The organism is Streptomyces sp. NPDC002386, from assembly GCF_053593175.1.
On record NZ_JBSFBX010000008.1, the window covers coordinates 375,911 to 389,982 of the forward strand.

Here is a 14,072-nt window from a genome sequence, read left to right on the forward strand (position 1 = left end):
TCAGTGCGGTCGCGTACGGTGAACCACATCCGCCAGTTCTTCACGCCTTTCTCAGGAACAGGAGCCCGAAAGGTGCCGGTTCTTCCCGGAGCCGAGCCGTACCGCCACGAGGGCGGGGAGGTGGGTGTCCTCCTCTGTCACGGCTTCACCGGCTCGCCCCAGTCGCTGCGCCCCTGGGCGGAGCACCACGCGGCACACGGTCTGACCGTGTCGCTGCCGCTGCTGCCCGGGCACGGCACCCGCTGGGAGGACCTCCAGGTCACGGGCTGGGAGGACTGGTACGCGGAGGTGGACCGCGAGCTGCGGCTGCTGGCCGGCCGCTGCTCACGGGTGTTCGTCGGCGGGCTCTCGACGGGCGCGGCGCTGGCGCTGCGGCTGGCCGCGAAGCACGGGGACGGCGTCGCGGGCGTGGTGGTCGTCAACCCGGTGAACCGGGTGCACGGCCTGTCGGGGTACGCCCTTCCGGTGGCCCGGCACCTGGCGCGCTCGACGAGGGGCATCACCGGCGACATCGCCAAGGAGGGCGCCGCGGAGCTGGGTTACGACCGGGTGCCGCTGCACGCGGCGCACTCCCTGCGGGGGTTCCTGCGCCGGCTGGACGGCGAGCTGCCCCAGGTGACCCAGCCGTTGCTGCTGCTGCGCGGCGCCCACGACCATGTGGTCCCGGCGGCCGACTCGGCGCGCGTGCTGAGCCGGGTGTCCTCCCGGGACGTCACCGAGACCGTGCTGGAACAGAGCCGCCATGTGGCGACGTTGGACTACGACGCGGACCGGATCTTCGAGGAGAGCCTCGCCTTCATCGGCCGGCTCGCACCCATGACCGGCAAGGAAGGGACGGCCGCAGTTGGCTGAGCACGACTCCGACCGCGGGGACCGCGAGCCGGACGAGAAGGGGGTCCCCTTCGACGAGGAGGCCGCCTGGCAGGCGATCGTCGCGGGCTACGGCGCCGAGCCGCCGGACCCGCCGGGCACCCGGCCCTACAAGCCGGTCGAGGATCTCGCGCTGCTCGAGAAGGAGACCCCGGGCGAGGAGGCCGAGAGCCCAGGTGAGCCGCGGTCCGGCCGCCCGCTGGGCAGCTCGGTGTCGTTCGCGCCGGGGGTGGGACCGCGCGACTACCGGGTGGCCGAGCCCTCGGAGGACGACCTCGGCGAGGACGACGAGGGCCACTTCGTGCCCCCGGAGCCGCCGCCGCTGCCGACCGCCGACACGACCTCCAGGTTCGCCTGGCTGGGGGTGGTCGGCGGACCTCTCCTGCTCCTGCTCGCCGTGCTGCTCGGCTGGGAGATGACCTGGTATCTGGCGACCCTGGGCATCGGCGGGTTCCTCGGCGGGTTCGTCACGCTGGTGACGCGCATGCGGACGGACGAGGACGGGGACGATCCGGGGCGCGGGGCGGTGGTCTGACCCGCCGGTCCGCGAGCCCGCCGGCCCGCGCTACGACGCCGGGATCCTGAGGGCGGCCAGGACCGGAAGGTGGTCCGTGGCCGCCCTCAGGTCGGCCTCGCTCACGCCCGGCAGGCCGAGCGGCACCCCGCAGCCGAGGATCTCGATGCCCTCGGTGGCGAAGACGGCGTCGATGCGCTGGTGGGGGTCGGTGGCGGTGGAGGTGAACTCGCCGCCCCAGGGACTGACGGCCCGGCAGTCCCGCAGGGCGGCGGCCAGGCGGCGGAAGGTGCGCCCGCCGGGACGCTCGTTGAGGTCACCGCCCGCCACGGCGTGCTCCACGCCCAGCGCGGCGAGGCGGTCCAGGAGCATCCCGCCCTGCTCGTGCCGCTCGTCCTGCCGCAGGCTCAGATGGCAGCTCAGGACGCCGAGGCGGGCGCCGCCGAACCGTACGACGGCGGTGGCGAAGCCGCGCCGGTGCAGTCCCGGGGTGAGCGGCAGGAGCACGTCCTCCGTGCGCTCGACCGTGGCCCGCAGCGAGCACAGGATCGCGGGGCCGGCCGCCGTCGCGCCCCCGGTGAGGACGGTCTGGCCGGAGGCCGCCGCGAGCCGGGCCAGCTTCTTGCGCCAGCGGAAGAAGCGCGGGGCCTCCTGGACGAGGACCAGGTCGGGGGCGCAGGCGGTGATCACCCGGGCGAGCGCGTCGGTGTCGTCGCGCATCGAGCGGACGTTGTAGGCGAGGACCCGGACGACGGCGGAACCGTCCGGTTCGGTACGGGAGTTGGGAAGCGTCGGGGTTGCCATGACGATCAACATACGACGGTGCCCGCCGTCCCGGGACCGGACTCGGCGGGCACTGCCGTACGTGGCTCGTCACATGATCGGGTCGGGCTCGCGGGCCAGGTCCGCCGCGCCCACCAGGCCCGCCTTGTTGCCGAGCTGGGCGGCGATCACGTCGGCGACCGGGCGCCAGTTGCCGCCCACCAGCCAGCGCTTGTAGGACTTGCGGATCGGGTCCAGGACCAGGTCGCCCTCGTCGGAGAGGCCGCCGCCGACGATGAACGCGGAGGGGTCGAAGAGAGAGGCGAGGTCGGCGAGGCCGGCGCCGGCCCAGCGGGCCAGCTCACGGTAGGAGTCGACGGCGACCGGGTCGCCCTGGCGGGCGGCCATGGAGATGTGCTTGCCCTCGATGCCGTCGGGGGTGCCGTCGCCGAGGGAGAGCAGCACCTCCGCGCGCTCGGGGGTGGCGTTGGCGCGCTGCGTGGCGTAGCGCACCAGGGCGCGGCCGGAGGCGTACTGCTCCCAGCAGCCCTGCGAGCCGCAGCCGCACAGCAGGCCGTCCGGCACCATCCGGATGTGGCCGAACTCGGCGGCCACGCCGAAGTGGCCGCGGCGCAGCTTGTTGCCGATGATGATGCCGCCGCCGAGTCCGGTGCCCAGGGTGATGCAGATGACGTTGCGGTGGCCCTTGCCGGCGCCGAACTTGTACTCGCCCCAGGCCGCGGCGTTGGCGTCGTTCTCGACCACGACGGGGAGGCCCACGCGGGCCTCGACCTTCTCCTTGAGCGGTTCGTTGCGCCAGTCGATGTTGGGCGCGAAGTAGACCGTCGAGCGCTGCCGGTTCACGTAACCGGCCGCACCGATGCCCACGCCGACGATCTCGTGCCCGGCACGCGCGCCCTCCACCGCCGAGGCGATGGCGTCCACGATGGCCTCGGGCGTGGTGGGGGTCGGCACCTTGAAGGTCGAGAGGATGTTGCCTTCCTCGTCGACCACGCCGGCCGCGATCTTGGTGCCGCCGATGTCGACGCCGATGGTGAGTCCCATGAATCCCTCAGTTCGGTCGAGCCCCGCTACGGCCAACCGTACCCGAGGCCCTGCCGTGGGAGGGCTTCAGTCCAGGTCGATGCGTTCCCCCGGACCGCCGTCCTCGCCCCGGCCGGGACCGTCGGGCCACTCGTCCCCGGGGCCGGCCGAGCCGGTGGTCCAGCGCCGTTCCTGGTTCTGGACGGCGGACCGGTAGGCGGCGAGCAGCTCGTTGCCGGCCGCGGCGAGGTGGTCGAAGACGTCCGGGTTGCGTTCGAGGACGGGCTCCACGGCGGCCTTGGCCTGCTGGACGACCTGCCGCACGGCCTGCTGGGCGGCGGGTCCGGCGAGGCCGCCGAGCAGCGGGGACTGCAGGCCGGACAGTTTGTCGGCCACGGTGTCCACGAGTCTGCGCAGTTCCTCGGCGGCGGAGCCCGGGGGCGGGCCCTCCTCGGACCGGCGACGGGCCTTCTCGGCGGCGAGGTCCTCGGCGCAGGCCGTGGACCAGGCGTCGGCGTCGGTCGCCCTCCCCCGAGCCTCCGACTGCGCTCCGGCAGGGGGGACCCCCGCCTCGTGGCCCTCCGCGGCGGGGTCGGGTGCGGGGCGCTCTTCGCTCATGGCGGACTCCTGACTACGGTTCGCCCCTACGACGTTACCCGAACGGCCCATCCGGTTCACCGGCCCGCCGCGGGCCACAGCCCGGGGTCGGGGGCGAACCGGACGCGCAGCTCGTTCTCTCGCAGCCCGGCGCCCGCGACGGTGCAGCGGCGCAGGGCGGAGGGCAGCGGGACGATCCGGCGGAAGGGACCCGCGGTCACCACGAGTTCGTCGCCGCGCCGGATCAGGTCGAGGTCGTCCCGGACGGCGCCGGGCAGCGGGATGTGCCAGACCAGCACCCCGTCGGTGGCGAGGGCGTCGGTGACGGGCCACTCGACCGGGGCGGGCGCCGGGTTGACGGCGGGCACGGCGAGGGCGTCGAGGTCGTCGGCGCCGTGCGGGTCGCGGCCGAGATGCGGGACGGGGTGGACGTCGTGCTCCGTCTGCCATTCGGCGAGCGTCTTGCGCTGCTGGGCGAGGAGTCCGGCGAGCCAGCTGTCGGGCGCGGTGTCGGGCAGCACGCGGTTGGCGACCAGGGACTCGGTGCGCAGGCCGCGCAGGGCGAGTCCGAGGCCGGCGGCGCGGACGGCGTCGGCGCCGGCCGGGCCGGGTTCGGCGACCAGGCGTACGGAGGTGTGGCGGTCGGTGAGCACCGCCTCCACGGCGGCCAGTTCCATGTCCCAGCGGGCCGCGGTCTCGTAGAGCCACTCGGCGGGCATCGGCACGCCGGCGAGCCGGCCGAGGACCGGCCGCAGGGCGCGGGCCGCCTGCCGCTCGGGCGGGAGCAGCCGGCGCAGGTAGCGGCGCAGTTCCTCGGGGAGGGCCAGCAGGGGCAGGGCCTGCGCGAGGGGCGGGAGGTCGACGACGAGGAGGTCGTAGCGCTCGGAGAGGGCGGCGTCCCGCAGGGCCCGCAGGAAGGAGAGTTCCTGGGCGCCGGGCAGCGGGGTGACCTCCTCGGCGTCCAGCCGGGCGGCGCCGAGGAGGTCCAGGACGTTCGCGGCGCGGGACTGGAAGGCGGTGAGGTCCTGCCGGAAGCGGTCGGCCGCGTCGGGACGCCAGACGGTCAGCCGCTCGGCGGCCTCGGTGGGGGCCGGTCCTGTTCCGGTGCCCAGCGCCGCGCCGAGGGTGTCGGTGTGGTCGGCGCCGAGCAGCAGGGTCCGGGTACCGGCGGCCGCGGCGCGCCGTGCGGTGGCGGCGGCGACGGTCGTACGGCCGCTGCCGCCCGGGCCCGTGATCAGGAGGGTGCGCATGAAGGTGAACGGTAACGGAGTGGGAGTGCGCCCCGTGCCGCCGCCGGGGCCCCGGCCGCCGTCGGGCGGTGTCCGCGGGGCACCCGCCCCGCCGGCCGGGGGGACGGTCCTAGTGGTCCGACTCCACGCGCTTCTTCAGGCCGGCGAGGGCGCGGTCGATGATGACCTTCTCGGCCTTGCGCTTGATCATGCCGAGCATGGGGATCTTGACGTCGACGGTGAGCAGGTAGGTCACCTCGGTGGCGCCCTGCCCAGCCGGCTTCAGGAGGTAGGAGCCGTCCAGGGAACGCAGCATCTGGGACTTCACCAGCGTCCAGGAGACCTCGTTCTCCCCGGACCAGGTGTACGCCAGGGTCTGGTCGTCCTTGATGGCGCCGGCGTCCATGACGAGGCGGACCTGCTCGGCGCGGCCCCGCTCGTCGGCCGCGAGCACCTCGGCCTCCTTGACCTCGCCGGTCCAGTCCGGATAGCGGGCGAAGTCGGCGATCACCGCCATGACGTCGGCCGGAGCCGCCTCGATCGTGATGCTCGAACTGGTGTGTTCCGCCATCGCCGTGGCTCCTCCAGATACGGACCGAAGAGACTCCTGCCGTGCGCGGGCCGCGCACGTGGGTGCAGCGTGAAGGCTACCGCGCCCCCGACCTGCCGCCTTCACCCCGTCCGCATCGGCGTTCCGGTCACCATTCCAGCGCCCACGGCCGGCCCGTCCCCGCGAAGTGCCCCACGTTCACGCACTCGGTCGCGCCGATCCGCATCCGGCGCGCCAGCGGCTGGTGGACGTGGCCGAACAGGGCGAAGCGCGGTCTGGTGCGGCGGATGGCGTCCAGCAGCGCCCGGCTGCCCCGCTCGAAGCGGCGCGCGACCGTGTCGTAGACCAGCTCCGGCACCTCCGGCGGGATGTGGGTGCAGAGCACGTCCACCTCGCCGACGGCCTCGATCTTCGCCGCGTACTCCTCGTCGTCGATCTCGTACGGGGTGCGCATCGGCGTCCGCAGTCCGCCGCCGACGAAGCCGAAGGTCCGGCCGCCGATCTCCACCCGCTCGCCGTCCAGCACCGTGGTGCCGGGCCTGGCGTACTCCCGCCACAGGGGCGGCATGTCGACATTGCCGTAGGTGGCGTACGTCGGTGTCGGGAACGCGGCGAACAGCTCGGCGTACTGCTTGCGCACCGCGCGCTCGATCGCGGCGGCCCGGTCGGTTCCGATGCCGGCCCACAGCCGGGCGCCGAAGGCGCGCGCCTCCTCGAAGCGGCGGGCGGTGCGCAGCTCGACGATCCGGTCCGCGTTCTCCTCGCCGAACAGGTCGGGGAAGATCCCGCGCGAGTGGTCGGCGTAGTCGAGGAAGAGGACGAGGTCGCCGAGGCAGATCAGGGCGTCCGCACCCTCGCCGGCCCGGGCGAGATCACGGGCGTTGCCGTGCACGTCGCTGACGACGTGGACACGTGTCCTCCGGCTGCCGGTCGGTGTGGGTGCCATGGTGATCAAGCGTAGGTGGCGCGCGGCACTTGTGAACAGTGGCGGTCCGGCCTGCGGTTACTCGCCGGTCGGTTGTGCCGTGGACTACTGTGCGCGAAGGAACGCCAACCTGTGTGACGCAGCGAACATCTCACCGGGACCCCCTGTCGTAGAAGCCATACCGGCGGGTAACGTCCGGGCCGTCCAGTCGTGCTCTGGATTTCAACATGTGAATCCGCATGTGATTTCCGGAGCACTCCCGAGCCTTGGACCGCACCGTCGCATCACACAGAGTCGTGGCGCCGGCGCCCTATGAGGAGCAGCAGTCTTGCGCGAGTTCAGCCTTCCGGCTTTGTACGAGGTCCCTGCCGACGGCAACCTGACCGACATCGTCCGCAGAAACGCCGCGCAGCATCCCGACGTCGCCGTCATCGCCCGCAAGGTGGACGGTGTCTGGCAGGACGTGACGGCGACCCGCTTCCTCGCCGAGGTGCACACGGCCGCCAAGGGCCTCATCGCCGCCGGTGTGCAGCCGGGCGACCGGGTGGGACTGATGTCCCGCACCCGGTACGAGTGGACGCTGATGGACTTCGCGATCTGGAGCGCGGGCGCGGTGACCGTGCCGGTGTACGAGACCAGCTCGCCGGAGCAGGTGCAGTGGATCCTGTCCGACTCGGGCGCGACCGCCTGTGTCGTGGAGCTGGACACCCACACGCAGGCCGTGGAGTCGGTGCGGGCCTCGCTGCCCGCGCTGAAGCACGTCTGGCAGATCGAGGCCGGCGGCCTGGAGGAACTGGCCCGGCTCGGCCAGGGCGTCGCGGACGCGACCGTGGAGGAGCGCGGCTCGCTCGCCCGGGCCGACGACCCGGCGACGATCGTCTACACCTCCGGCACGACGGGCCGCCCCAAGGGCTGTGTGCTCACCCACCGCAGCTTCTTCGCCGAGTGCGGGAACATCGTCGAGCGGCTGCGTCCGCTGTTCCGCACCGGCGAGTGCTCGGTGCTGCTCTTCCTGCCGCTCGCGCACGTCTTCGGCCGGCTGGTGCAGATCGCCCCGATGATGGCGCCGATCAAGCTCGGCTGCGTCCCGGACATCAAGAACCTCACCGACGAGCTGGCCGCGTTCCGGCCGACCCTGGTCCTCGGTGTGCCGCGCGTCTTCGAGAAGGTCTACAACACGGCCCGCGCCAAGGCGCAGGCGGACGGCAAGGGCGCGATCTTCGACAAGGCGGCGGACACCGCGATCGCCTACAGCAAGGCGCTGGACGCCCCGTCGGGCCCGGCACTCGGCCTGAAGATCAAGCACAAGGTCTTCGACCGGCTGGTCTACGGCAAGCTGCGCGCGGTCCTCGGCGGCCGGGGCGAGTACGCGATCTCCGGCGGTGCCCCGCTCGGCGAGCGGCTCGGCCACTTCTTCCGGGGCATCGGCTTCACGGTGCTGGAGGGCTACGGCCTGACCGAGTCCTGCGCGGCCACCGCGTTCAACCCCTGGGACCGGCAGAAGATCGGCACGGTCGGCCAGCCGCTGCCCGGCTCGGTGGTCCGGATAGCGGACGACGGCGAGGTGCTGCTGCACGGCGAGCACCTGTTCAAGGAGTACTGGAACAACCCGGGCGCGACCGCCGAGGCGCTGGCGGACGGCTGGTTCCACACCGGTGACATAGGCACCCTCGACGAGGACGGCTACCTGCGGATCACCGGTCGCAAGAAGGAGATCATCGTCACGGCGGGCGGCAAGAACGTGGCCCCGGCCGTGATCGAGGACCGGATCCGGGCGCACGCGCTGGTCGCCGAGTGCATGGTGGTGGGCGACGGGCGCCCGTTCGTCGGCGCGCTGGTCACCATCGACGAGGAGTTCCTGGGCCGCTGGGCGGAGGAGCACGGCAAGCCGGCCGGCTGCACCGCGGCCTCGCTGCGCGAGGACCCGGAACTGCGGGCGGCCATCCAGGCGGCGATCGACGACGGCAACGCCGCCGTGTCGAAGGCGGAGTCGGTGCGCAAGTTCCGCATCCTCCCGGCGCAGTTCACGGAGGAGTCGGGCCACCTCACCCCGTCGCTGAAGCTGAAGCGGAACGTGGTGGCGAAGGACTACGCGGACGAGATCGAGGCGATCTACGCCAAGTAGGCCGCCCGCCGAGAACGCGTCACGGCGCGGGTCCCCGACGGGGATCCGCGCCGTCGCGCGTCGCCGGGCGTCCCCCGTGCGTGCGTCGCGCGTCGTGCGTCGCCGTGCGTGCGTCGCGCGTCGTGCGTCGCCGTGCGTACGTCGCGGGCGCGCCTAGAGCAGGGCCTTGAGCTTCTCCGCCAGCAGGTCCCAGCGCCACCTCTCCTCGACCCACTGGCGGCCGCGCTCACCCATCCGGCGGCGCAGCCCGGCGTCGCCGAGCAGGGCGGTGATCCGCTCGGCCGCCTCGGCCGGCTCGCCGCCCCGGACGACCCAGCCGGTCTCACCGTCCAGCACCGCGTCCGGCGCGCCGCCCGAGTCGCCGGCGACCACCGGCAGCCCGGTGGCGGAGGCCTCCAGGTAGACGATGCCGAGGCCCTCGACGTCCAGCCCGCCGCGCCGGGTGCGGCACGGCATGGCGAAGACGTCACCGGCGCCGTAGTGCGCGGGCAGCTCGGCCCAGGGCACGGCGCCGGTGAAGCGGACCGAGGCCTCGACGCCGGTCTCCCGCGCCATCCGGCGCAGGTCCCGCTCGTAGGGCCCGCCGCCGACGATCAGCAGCACGGCGTCCGGCTCGGCGGCCAGGATCCGCGGCATGGCCCGGATGAGCGTGTCCTGGCCCTTGCGCGGCACCAGCCGGGAGACGCACACCACCACCGGACGCTCGGTGAGCCCGAGCCGCGCCCGCACCTCGTCGCCGCCCGAGTCCGGGTGGAAGGTCTTCTCGTCGACCCCGGGCGGAAGCTGCGTCATGCGCCGGGCCGCGTCCTCGGTGAGGGCGGTGGCGATCCGGGAGCGGGTGTACTCGCCGAGGTAGGTGAGGGTGTCCGTGGACTCGCCGATCCGGCGCAGCAGTTGCCGGGCGGCGGGAAGCTGCGCCCAGCCGGCCTCGTGCCCGTGGGTGGTCGCCACCAGCCGCTCGGCGCCCGCCCTCCTGAGGGACGGTGCCATCAGACCGAGCGGCGCCGCCGCCCCGAACCACACCGAGGTGCAGCCGTGCTCCCGCAGCAGCCCGGTCGCCCGCCGTGTCGCCGCGGGCGTCGGCAGCAGCATGGTCGTACGGTCGCGTACGACGGTGAAGGGCTGTTCGTCGTCGAAGGCGGCCGTGGCCCGGGCGCCCTCCTGGCCGCGCTTCCAGGTGGAGGCGTAGACGACGAGCCGCTCGGGGTCCAGCCGGAGGGCCATGTTGTGCAGGAAGGCCTGGATGCCGCCCGGCCGGGGCGGGAAGTCGTTGGTCACGATGAGGGTCTTGTGCATCGCCGCCGACCCTACCGCGCGCCTGCGGCGGGCCGGGGAACCATGGTTCCCTGGCCGTGCACGGGCGGACGGAGGGGAGCACGGGTGAACTGGACGGGCGGGTGGCCGGCGGCGCCGGCGTGGACCTGGTGCGCCACCCGGCTGGTGCTGCTGCTCCTGGTCTTCCGGGTGGTCTCCCTCCCCGGCGCGGACGTCACCACCGACGTGTCGGTGATCTACCAGGGCTGGTCCGGGGTGCTGCGCCAGGGCTCGTTCCCGCTCCACGACGTGACCTGGCAGTACCCGCCCGCGGCCGCGCTGGCGATACTCTCCCCCGGCCTGCTGCCGTTCCTCGGCTACGCGCCCGCGTTCTTCGTCCTGAGCTGCCTCGCCGACCTGGCCGTGTTCGGGCTGCTGACGTACGCCGGCCGGCGGCCCGGGCGGTCGTCGCGCGGCGCGTGGACCTGGGTGGCGGGTCTGCCGCTGCTCGGCCCGACCGCGTACGCCCGGTACGACCTGATGGTGACCGCGGTGGCCGTGGCAGCCCTGCTGGCGGGGGCCCGGTATCCCCGGGTGATGGGCGCGCTGGCGGCTTTCGGGGCGCTGCTGAAGGTGTGGCCCGCGCTGCTGCTGGTGGGCGCCACACGGCTGCGGGCCTGGCTCTCGGCGGCGGTGACCGGGGCCGGGGTCGCGGCACTGTTCGCGGTGGCCATGCCCGGCGCGTTCGCGTTCCTGGCCTTCCAGCGCGACCGGGGCACCGAGGTGGAGTCGCTGGGCGGCCTGGTCCTCCATGTGGCCCGGCGCTTCGGCTGGCCGGGCGAGGTGGTGCTGAACTACGGCTCGGTGGAGTTCCTCGGCCCGTACGCCGGGACCGTCGGCAGGGCCGCGGTGGCACTGAGCGTCGGCGCCTGCTGCTGGCTGCTGCTGTGGCGGCTGCGGGCGGCCCGGTTCGAGCCGCACACGCTCGCGGACGCCGCGTTCACCGCGGTGCTGCTCCTCACCGTCACCAGCCGGGTGATCAGCCCGCAGTACCTGGTGTGGCTGATCGGCCTGGCCGCCGTCCGCGGGTGCTTCCGGGCGAGCCGGACGGACACGCCCGCCGCACTGGTCCTGGCGGCCGCCTTCGTCACCCTGCTGGAGTTCCCCGTCGGCTTCGCGCACGTCATCGTGAGCGACACCTACGGCGTCGCCCTGCTCCTGCTGCGCAACGCCCTCCTCGTCGCCGCGGCCCTCACCGCGGCCCGCGCCCTGTGGCGGGCCACCGTCCCGGCGGCCACCGAGCCGGTACCGGTCACCCCAGCTGACCGCGTACGTAGTCGCGCCACCGGGCGGTGAACTCCTCCGGGGTGGTGCCCAGGGTCTCGCGCAGGGCCTCGTCGAGGGCTCCCGCGCGGCTGTCGTGGGCACCGACGGCGCGGTAGAAGGCGCCGAGCCGGCTCTCGCCCCAGTGCTCGGCGATCATCCGGCAGGCCAGCCAGCCGCCCTCGTAGGCCTGTGCGAGGTGGTCGGGGTCGCCGCTGAAGGCGAAGTCCCCGTCGGCGGGCAGGGCCGCCGGCACCTTGCCGTCCCGGACCGCGCGGCTCAGTTCCGGTGCGGCCTCGGACGGTGTGCGGCCGGTGCCGAGGTAGCCGATCCAGTCGGCGTACCCCTCGGACAGCCAGAGCGGGGTGGCGGCGGTGGTGTGCGCCCGGGTGGCCACATGGGTGGTCTCGTGGGTGAGCACCACCTGCCTGCCGGTCTCGCCCAGCACCGCGTACGCGTCCGGGTTGACCACCACCCGGTCCGCCGGCGTGCTCCCCGGGCTCCCGGCCTCGCCGGTGGTGACCGCGGCGATGCCCCGGTAGCCGGAGGCGGGTGAGCCGAGCAGTCCGGCCATGCCCGCGAGGCTCCGCGGGACGAGGACGACGATCCGCCGGGTCCACGCCGTCCCCCACGCCGCGGAGACGGCCGGTACGGCGCGGTCGGCGAGCCGGGCGTAGCGGCGCAGCTCGGCGGCGTCCTGGCCGGTCCCGAGGACCAGGCTGTGCGCGCCCCGGACGGCGGTGACCGGGCCCTGGTCCCACAGCTGCTGCCCGGACTTCCCGGCGGGCCGGTCACCGGTGACGTACCACCGGCCGCCGCCGGTGCGGCGCAGGGTGAGCGTGCGGCGGACGCTGACCGGTGCCCGGTCGTAGCCGGCGACCCGGTAGCGCAGCTCGGCGTCGGCGGTGGCGGCGGAGCCGCCCCGGCGCAGGGCCGTCACCCGGTACGCCCAGGAGGCCAGGGGCAGGGCGCGCAGCCGGACGTAGGCGGTGCGGACGCCGGTGGTGCCGAAGGCGGTCTCGTCGTGTCCGAGCAGGGCCGCCGACCGCCGGTCGAGGACCCGCTGCACCTCGGCGGTGGCCGGGTCGGCGGCGGTCCGCCCGGCGCATCCGGCCAGGGGCGGCAGGAGCAGCAGGCAGAGCCCGGCCGCCGCGGCGCGCCACGTCCGCCGCGCCCGTCCACGAACAGTCACCCGCCGATCGTACGGCGCCCGGCCCGGGGCCCGTCCGCCGTACCGGCGCCTGAGGTCAGGGACGGGTGACGGAGGAGATCGGCATCATCCCGACCGGGTCGTAGCGCACCGGCGCGCCCGGGTAGGGCGCGTGGATCACCCGGCCGTTGCCGACGTACATCCCCACGTGGCTGGCGTCGGAGCGGTAGACGACCAGGTCACCCGGACGTGCCTGGGACAGCGGGATCTGCCGGCCGGCGTGCCGCTGGTCCTGGGAGGTGCGCGGCAGATGGACGCCGGCCCGGGCGTACGACCACTGCATCAGCCCCGAGCAGTCGAAGCCGGACGGTCCGCTGGCGCCCCACACGTAGGGGCGGCCCAGGGCGGACCGGGCGGCGGCGACGGCGGCCGCGGCGCGGGCGTCGGGGGCGACCGCGCCGGCCAGGTCCGGCAGCCCGGGCAGATCGGCGCGGCCGCCGCGGGAGGCGCGGTCGTAGGCGGCGCGTTCGCCGGCGGGCAGGGAGTTGAGCAGCTGCCGGGCCCGGGCGAGCTTGCGTTCCACGATCCGCTTGTGGACGTCGACGGCCTTGCGGCCGCGCTCCAGCTCGGCGAGCTTCCCCGCGGCCTCGGCCCGCTCCTGGGCGAGTCGCCGCATCTCCACGCGCAACTCCCGGAGTTGGCCCGCCTGCTGGACGCCGATGCGGTCGAGGGTGGCGGCCCTGGCCAGGTAGTCGTCCGGATCGTCGGACAGGAGCAGGGCGACGGCGGGGTCGAGGCCGCCGGAGCGGTACTGGGCGCCGGCCAGTGAACCCAGCCGCTCGCGCATGGTGTTGACGCGCTGCTGGCGGCGCGCGATGTGCTCCTGCGCGTCGCGGACTTCGCGGCGCAGCGCGTCGGCCCGCTCGTCGGCCTTGTCGTAGGCCTGGGTCGCCTTCTCGGCCTCCTCGTAGAGACGGTCCACCTCGGCCCGGGTGTTCGGGTGCGGTGCGGCGTCGGCCGGTACGGCCCCCAGGGCGGCGGCCGCCGCCGACAACGCGCACAGGGCGGCCGAGGCGCCCCGGTCGAACCCGGACGGTGCGAGACGGCGATGGGAACCCACGGGAGTCCTTCCGCTGGCGGACGGGAACGGTCTCCCCGGCGCGAGGGACGGGGAGACCCCCGCGCCGGGGAAACGCGGCAGACAGTAACCGTGCGGAAGGACGGCGGCCAAAGGCCGTCAACGGCCCCACAACCAGCACGCCCCGCCGCTGACGCAGGTCAGGGCGGGGCGGGGAGTCAGTCGGGGTATCCGGGATTCGCTCGTTCGGGCGCCCCGGATCCGGTGAGGGACGGGGTCAGACGCGGACGCCGAACTGGAACGGCATGTTGCCGATCGCCTCGTAGCGGACCACGGCGCCGGTGTGCGGGGCGTGCAGCACCTGGCCGTTGCCGGCGTAGAGGCCGACGTGGTGCAGGTCGCCGTAGAAGAACACCAGGTCGCCGACCTGGAGCTGGCTCTGCGACAGGTGGGCGCCGTAGTTCGCCTGGGCCTCGGAGGTGCGCGGTATGGAGACGCCGGCCTGGGCGTAGGCCCAGGAGGTCAGGCCCGAGCAGTCGAAGGAGGACGGACCGGAGGCGCCGTAGACGTACGGCGAGCCGATCTTGCTCTGCGCGGCGGAGAACGCGGCGGCGGCCCGGCCGGAGGCGGAGGAGTCGTTGCCGAGGTCCA

The 14,072-nt window shown here is 74.3% G+C and carries 14 protein-coding genes; 4 read left to right on the top strand and 10 right to left on the bottom strand.

Features of this window, described 5'->3' with window-relative positions; all coding sequences use genetic code 11:
• Positions 1-72 precede the first annotated feature (72 nt).
• Positions 73-852: an alpha/beta hydrolase gene (locus ACWCPN_RS19000; protein WP_451207378.1), complete on the top strand. Its 780-nt coding sequence runs from the start codon at positions 73-75 to the stop codon at positions 850-852.
• On the top strand, positions 845-1,405 hold the full coding sequence (locus ACWCPN_RS19005; RefSeq protein WP_451207382.1) for a hypothetical protein: 561 nt from the start codon (positions 845-847) through the stop codon (positions 1,403-1,405). Before ACWCPN_RS19000 ends, ACWCPN_RS19005 begins: the two co-directional genes overlap by 8 nt.
• Positions 1,406-1,435: 30 nt before the next feature.
• Here ACWCPN_RS19005 and ACWCPN_RS19010 read toward each other — a convergent pair whose 3' ends face one another.
• The 6 genes from ACWCPN_RS19010 to ACWCPN_RS19035 all read right to left on the bottom strand — a co-directional run bounded on the left by ACWCPN_RS19010 (position 1,436) and on the right by ACWCPN_RS19035 (position 6,512).
• A complete protein-coding gene (locus ACWCPN_RS19010; protein ID WP_451207385.1) occupies positions 1,436-2,188 on the bottom strand; it encodes an endonuclease/exonuclease/phosphatase family protein in 753 nt (250 codons plus the stop codon).
• 69 nt (positions 2,189-2,257) lie between these two features.
• Positions 2,258-3,211, bottom strand: a complete 954-nt coding sequence (locus ACWCPN_RS19015; protein ID WP_199210230.1) for an ROK family glucokinase — start codon at positions 3,209-3,211, stop codon at positions 2,258-2,260.
• Between the two features lie 66 nt (positions 3,212-3,277).
• A complete protein-coding gene (locus ACWCPN_RS19020; RefSeq protein WP_451207388.1) occupies positions 3,278-3,808 on the bottom strand; it encodes a DUF5304 domain-containing protein in 531 nt (176 codons plus the stop codon).
• Positions 3,809-3,864: 56 nt separating this feature from the next.
• Complete coding sequence (locus ACWCPN_RS19025) at positions 3,865-5,037, bottom strand: ArsA family ATPase (protein ID WP_451207391.1); 1,173 nt, start codon at positions 5,035-5,037, stop codon at positions 3,865-3,867.
• 109 nt (positions 5,038-5,146) lie between these two features.
• Positions 5,147-5,587, bottom strand: a complete 441-nt coding sequence (locus tag ACWCPN_RS19030; RefSeq protein ID WP_199210232.1) for an SRPBCC family protein — start codon at positions 5,585-5,587, stop codon at positions 5,147-5,149.
• 127 nt (positions 5,588-5,714) lie between these two features.
• Entirely contained in the window at positions 5,715-6,512 is a 798-nt protein-coding gene (locus ACWCPN_RS19035; RefSeq protein WP_199210233.1) for a metallophosphoesterase family protein, read from the bottom strand.
• Between the two features lie 307 nt (positions 6,513-6,819).
• On the opposite strand from ACWCPN_RS19035, the gene ACWCPN_RS19040 reads away from it, so the two are divergent.
• Entirely contained in the window at positions 6,820-8,616 is a 1,797-nt protein-coding gene (locus ACWCPN_RS19040; RefSeq protein WP_451207395.1) for an AMP-dependent synthetase/ligase, read from the top strand.
• 153 nt (positions 8,617-8,769) lie between these two features.
• Here the strand turns inward: ACWCPN_RS19040 and ACWCPN_RS19045 are convergent, their stop codons facing one another.
• Entirely contained in the window at positions 8,770-9,912 is a 1,143-nt protein-coding gene (locus ACWCPN_RS19045; protein ID WP_451207398.1) for a glycosyltransferase family 4 protein, read from the bottom strand.
• 84 nt (positions 9,913-9,996) lie between these two features.
• Between ACWCPN_RS19045 and ACWCPN_RS19050 the strand changes: the two genes are divergently transcribed.
• The gene (locus ACWCPN_RS19050) at positions 9,997-11,226 is read left to right on the top strand and encodes a glycosyltransferase 87 family protein (RefSeq protein ID WP_451207400.1); all 1,230 of its coding nucleotides are present in this window, start codon (positions 9,997-9,999) and stop codon (positions 11,224-11,226) included.
• Here the strand turns inward: ACWCPN_RS19050 and ACWCPN_RS19055 are convergent.
• The 3 genes from ACWCPN_RS19055 to ACWCPN_RS19065 all read right to left on the bottom strand — a co-directional run.
• Entirely contained in the window at positions 11,183-12,385 is a 1,203-nt protein-coding gene (locus ACWCPN_RS19055) for a hypothetical protein (protein ID WP_451207403.1), read from the bottom strand. The genes ACWCPN_RS19050 and ACWCPN_RS19055 overlap by 44 nt on opposite strands.
• 55 nt (positions 12,386-12,440) lie before the next feature.
• Positions 12,441-13,463: a C40 family peptidase gene (locus ACWCPN_RS19060; protein WP_199210237.1), complete on the bottom strand. Its 1,023-nt coding sequence runs from the start codon at positions 13,461-13,463 to the stop codon at positions 12,441-12,443.
• A 235-nt stretch (positions 13,464-13,698) separates the two neighbouring features.
• Positions 13,699-14,072: C40 family peptidase (locus ACWCPN_RS19065; RefSeq protein ID WP_392295051.1), on the bottom strand; the 374-nt coding region annotated here is incomplete at its 5' end.

What these genes read in the sequence shown, in the direction of transcription:
- ACWCPN_RS19020 (WP_451207388.1), bottom strand. Translation starts at nt 3,808, where the DNA reads ATGAGCGAAGAGCGCCCCGCACCCGACCCCGCCGCGGAGGGCCACGAG.
- ACWCPN_RS19015 (WP_199210230.1), bottom strand. Translation starts at nt 3,211, where the DNA reads ATGGGACTCACCATCGGCGTCGACATCGGCGGCACCAAGATCGCGGCC.
- ACWCPN_RS19045 (WP_451207398.1), bottom strand. Translation starts at nt 9,912, where the DNA reads ATGCACAAGACCCTCATCGTGACCAACGACTTCCCGCCCCGGCCGGGC.
- ACWCPN_RS19035 (WP_199210233.1), bottom strand. Translation starts at nt 6,512, where the DNA reads ATGGCACCCACACCGACCGGCAGCCGGAGGACACGTGTCCACGTCGTC.
- ACWCPN_RS19025 (WP_451207391.1), bottom strand. Translation starts at nt 5,037, where the DNA reads ATGCGCACCCTCCTGATCACGGGCCCGGGCGGCAGCGGCCGTACGACC.
- ACWCPN_RS19010 (WP_451207385.1), bottom strand. Translation starts at nt 2,188, where the DNA reads ATGGCAACCCCGACGCTTCCCAACTCCCGTACCGAACCGGACGGTTCC.
- ACWCPN_RS19030 (WP_199210232.1), bottom strand. Translation starts at nt 5,587, where the DNA reads ATGGCGGAACACACCAGTTCGAGCATCACGATCGAGGCGGCTCCGGCC.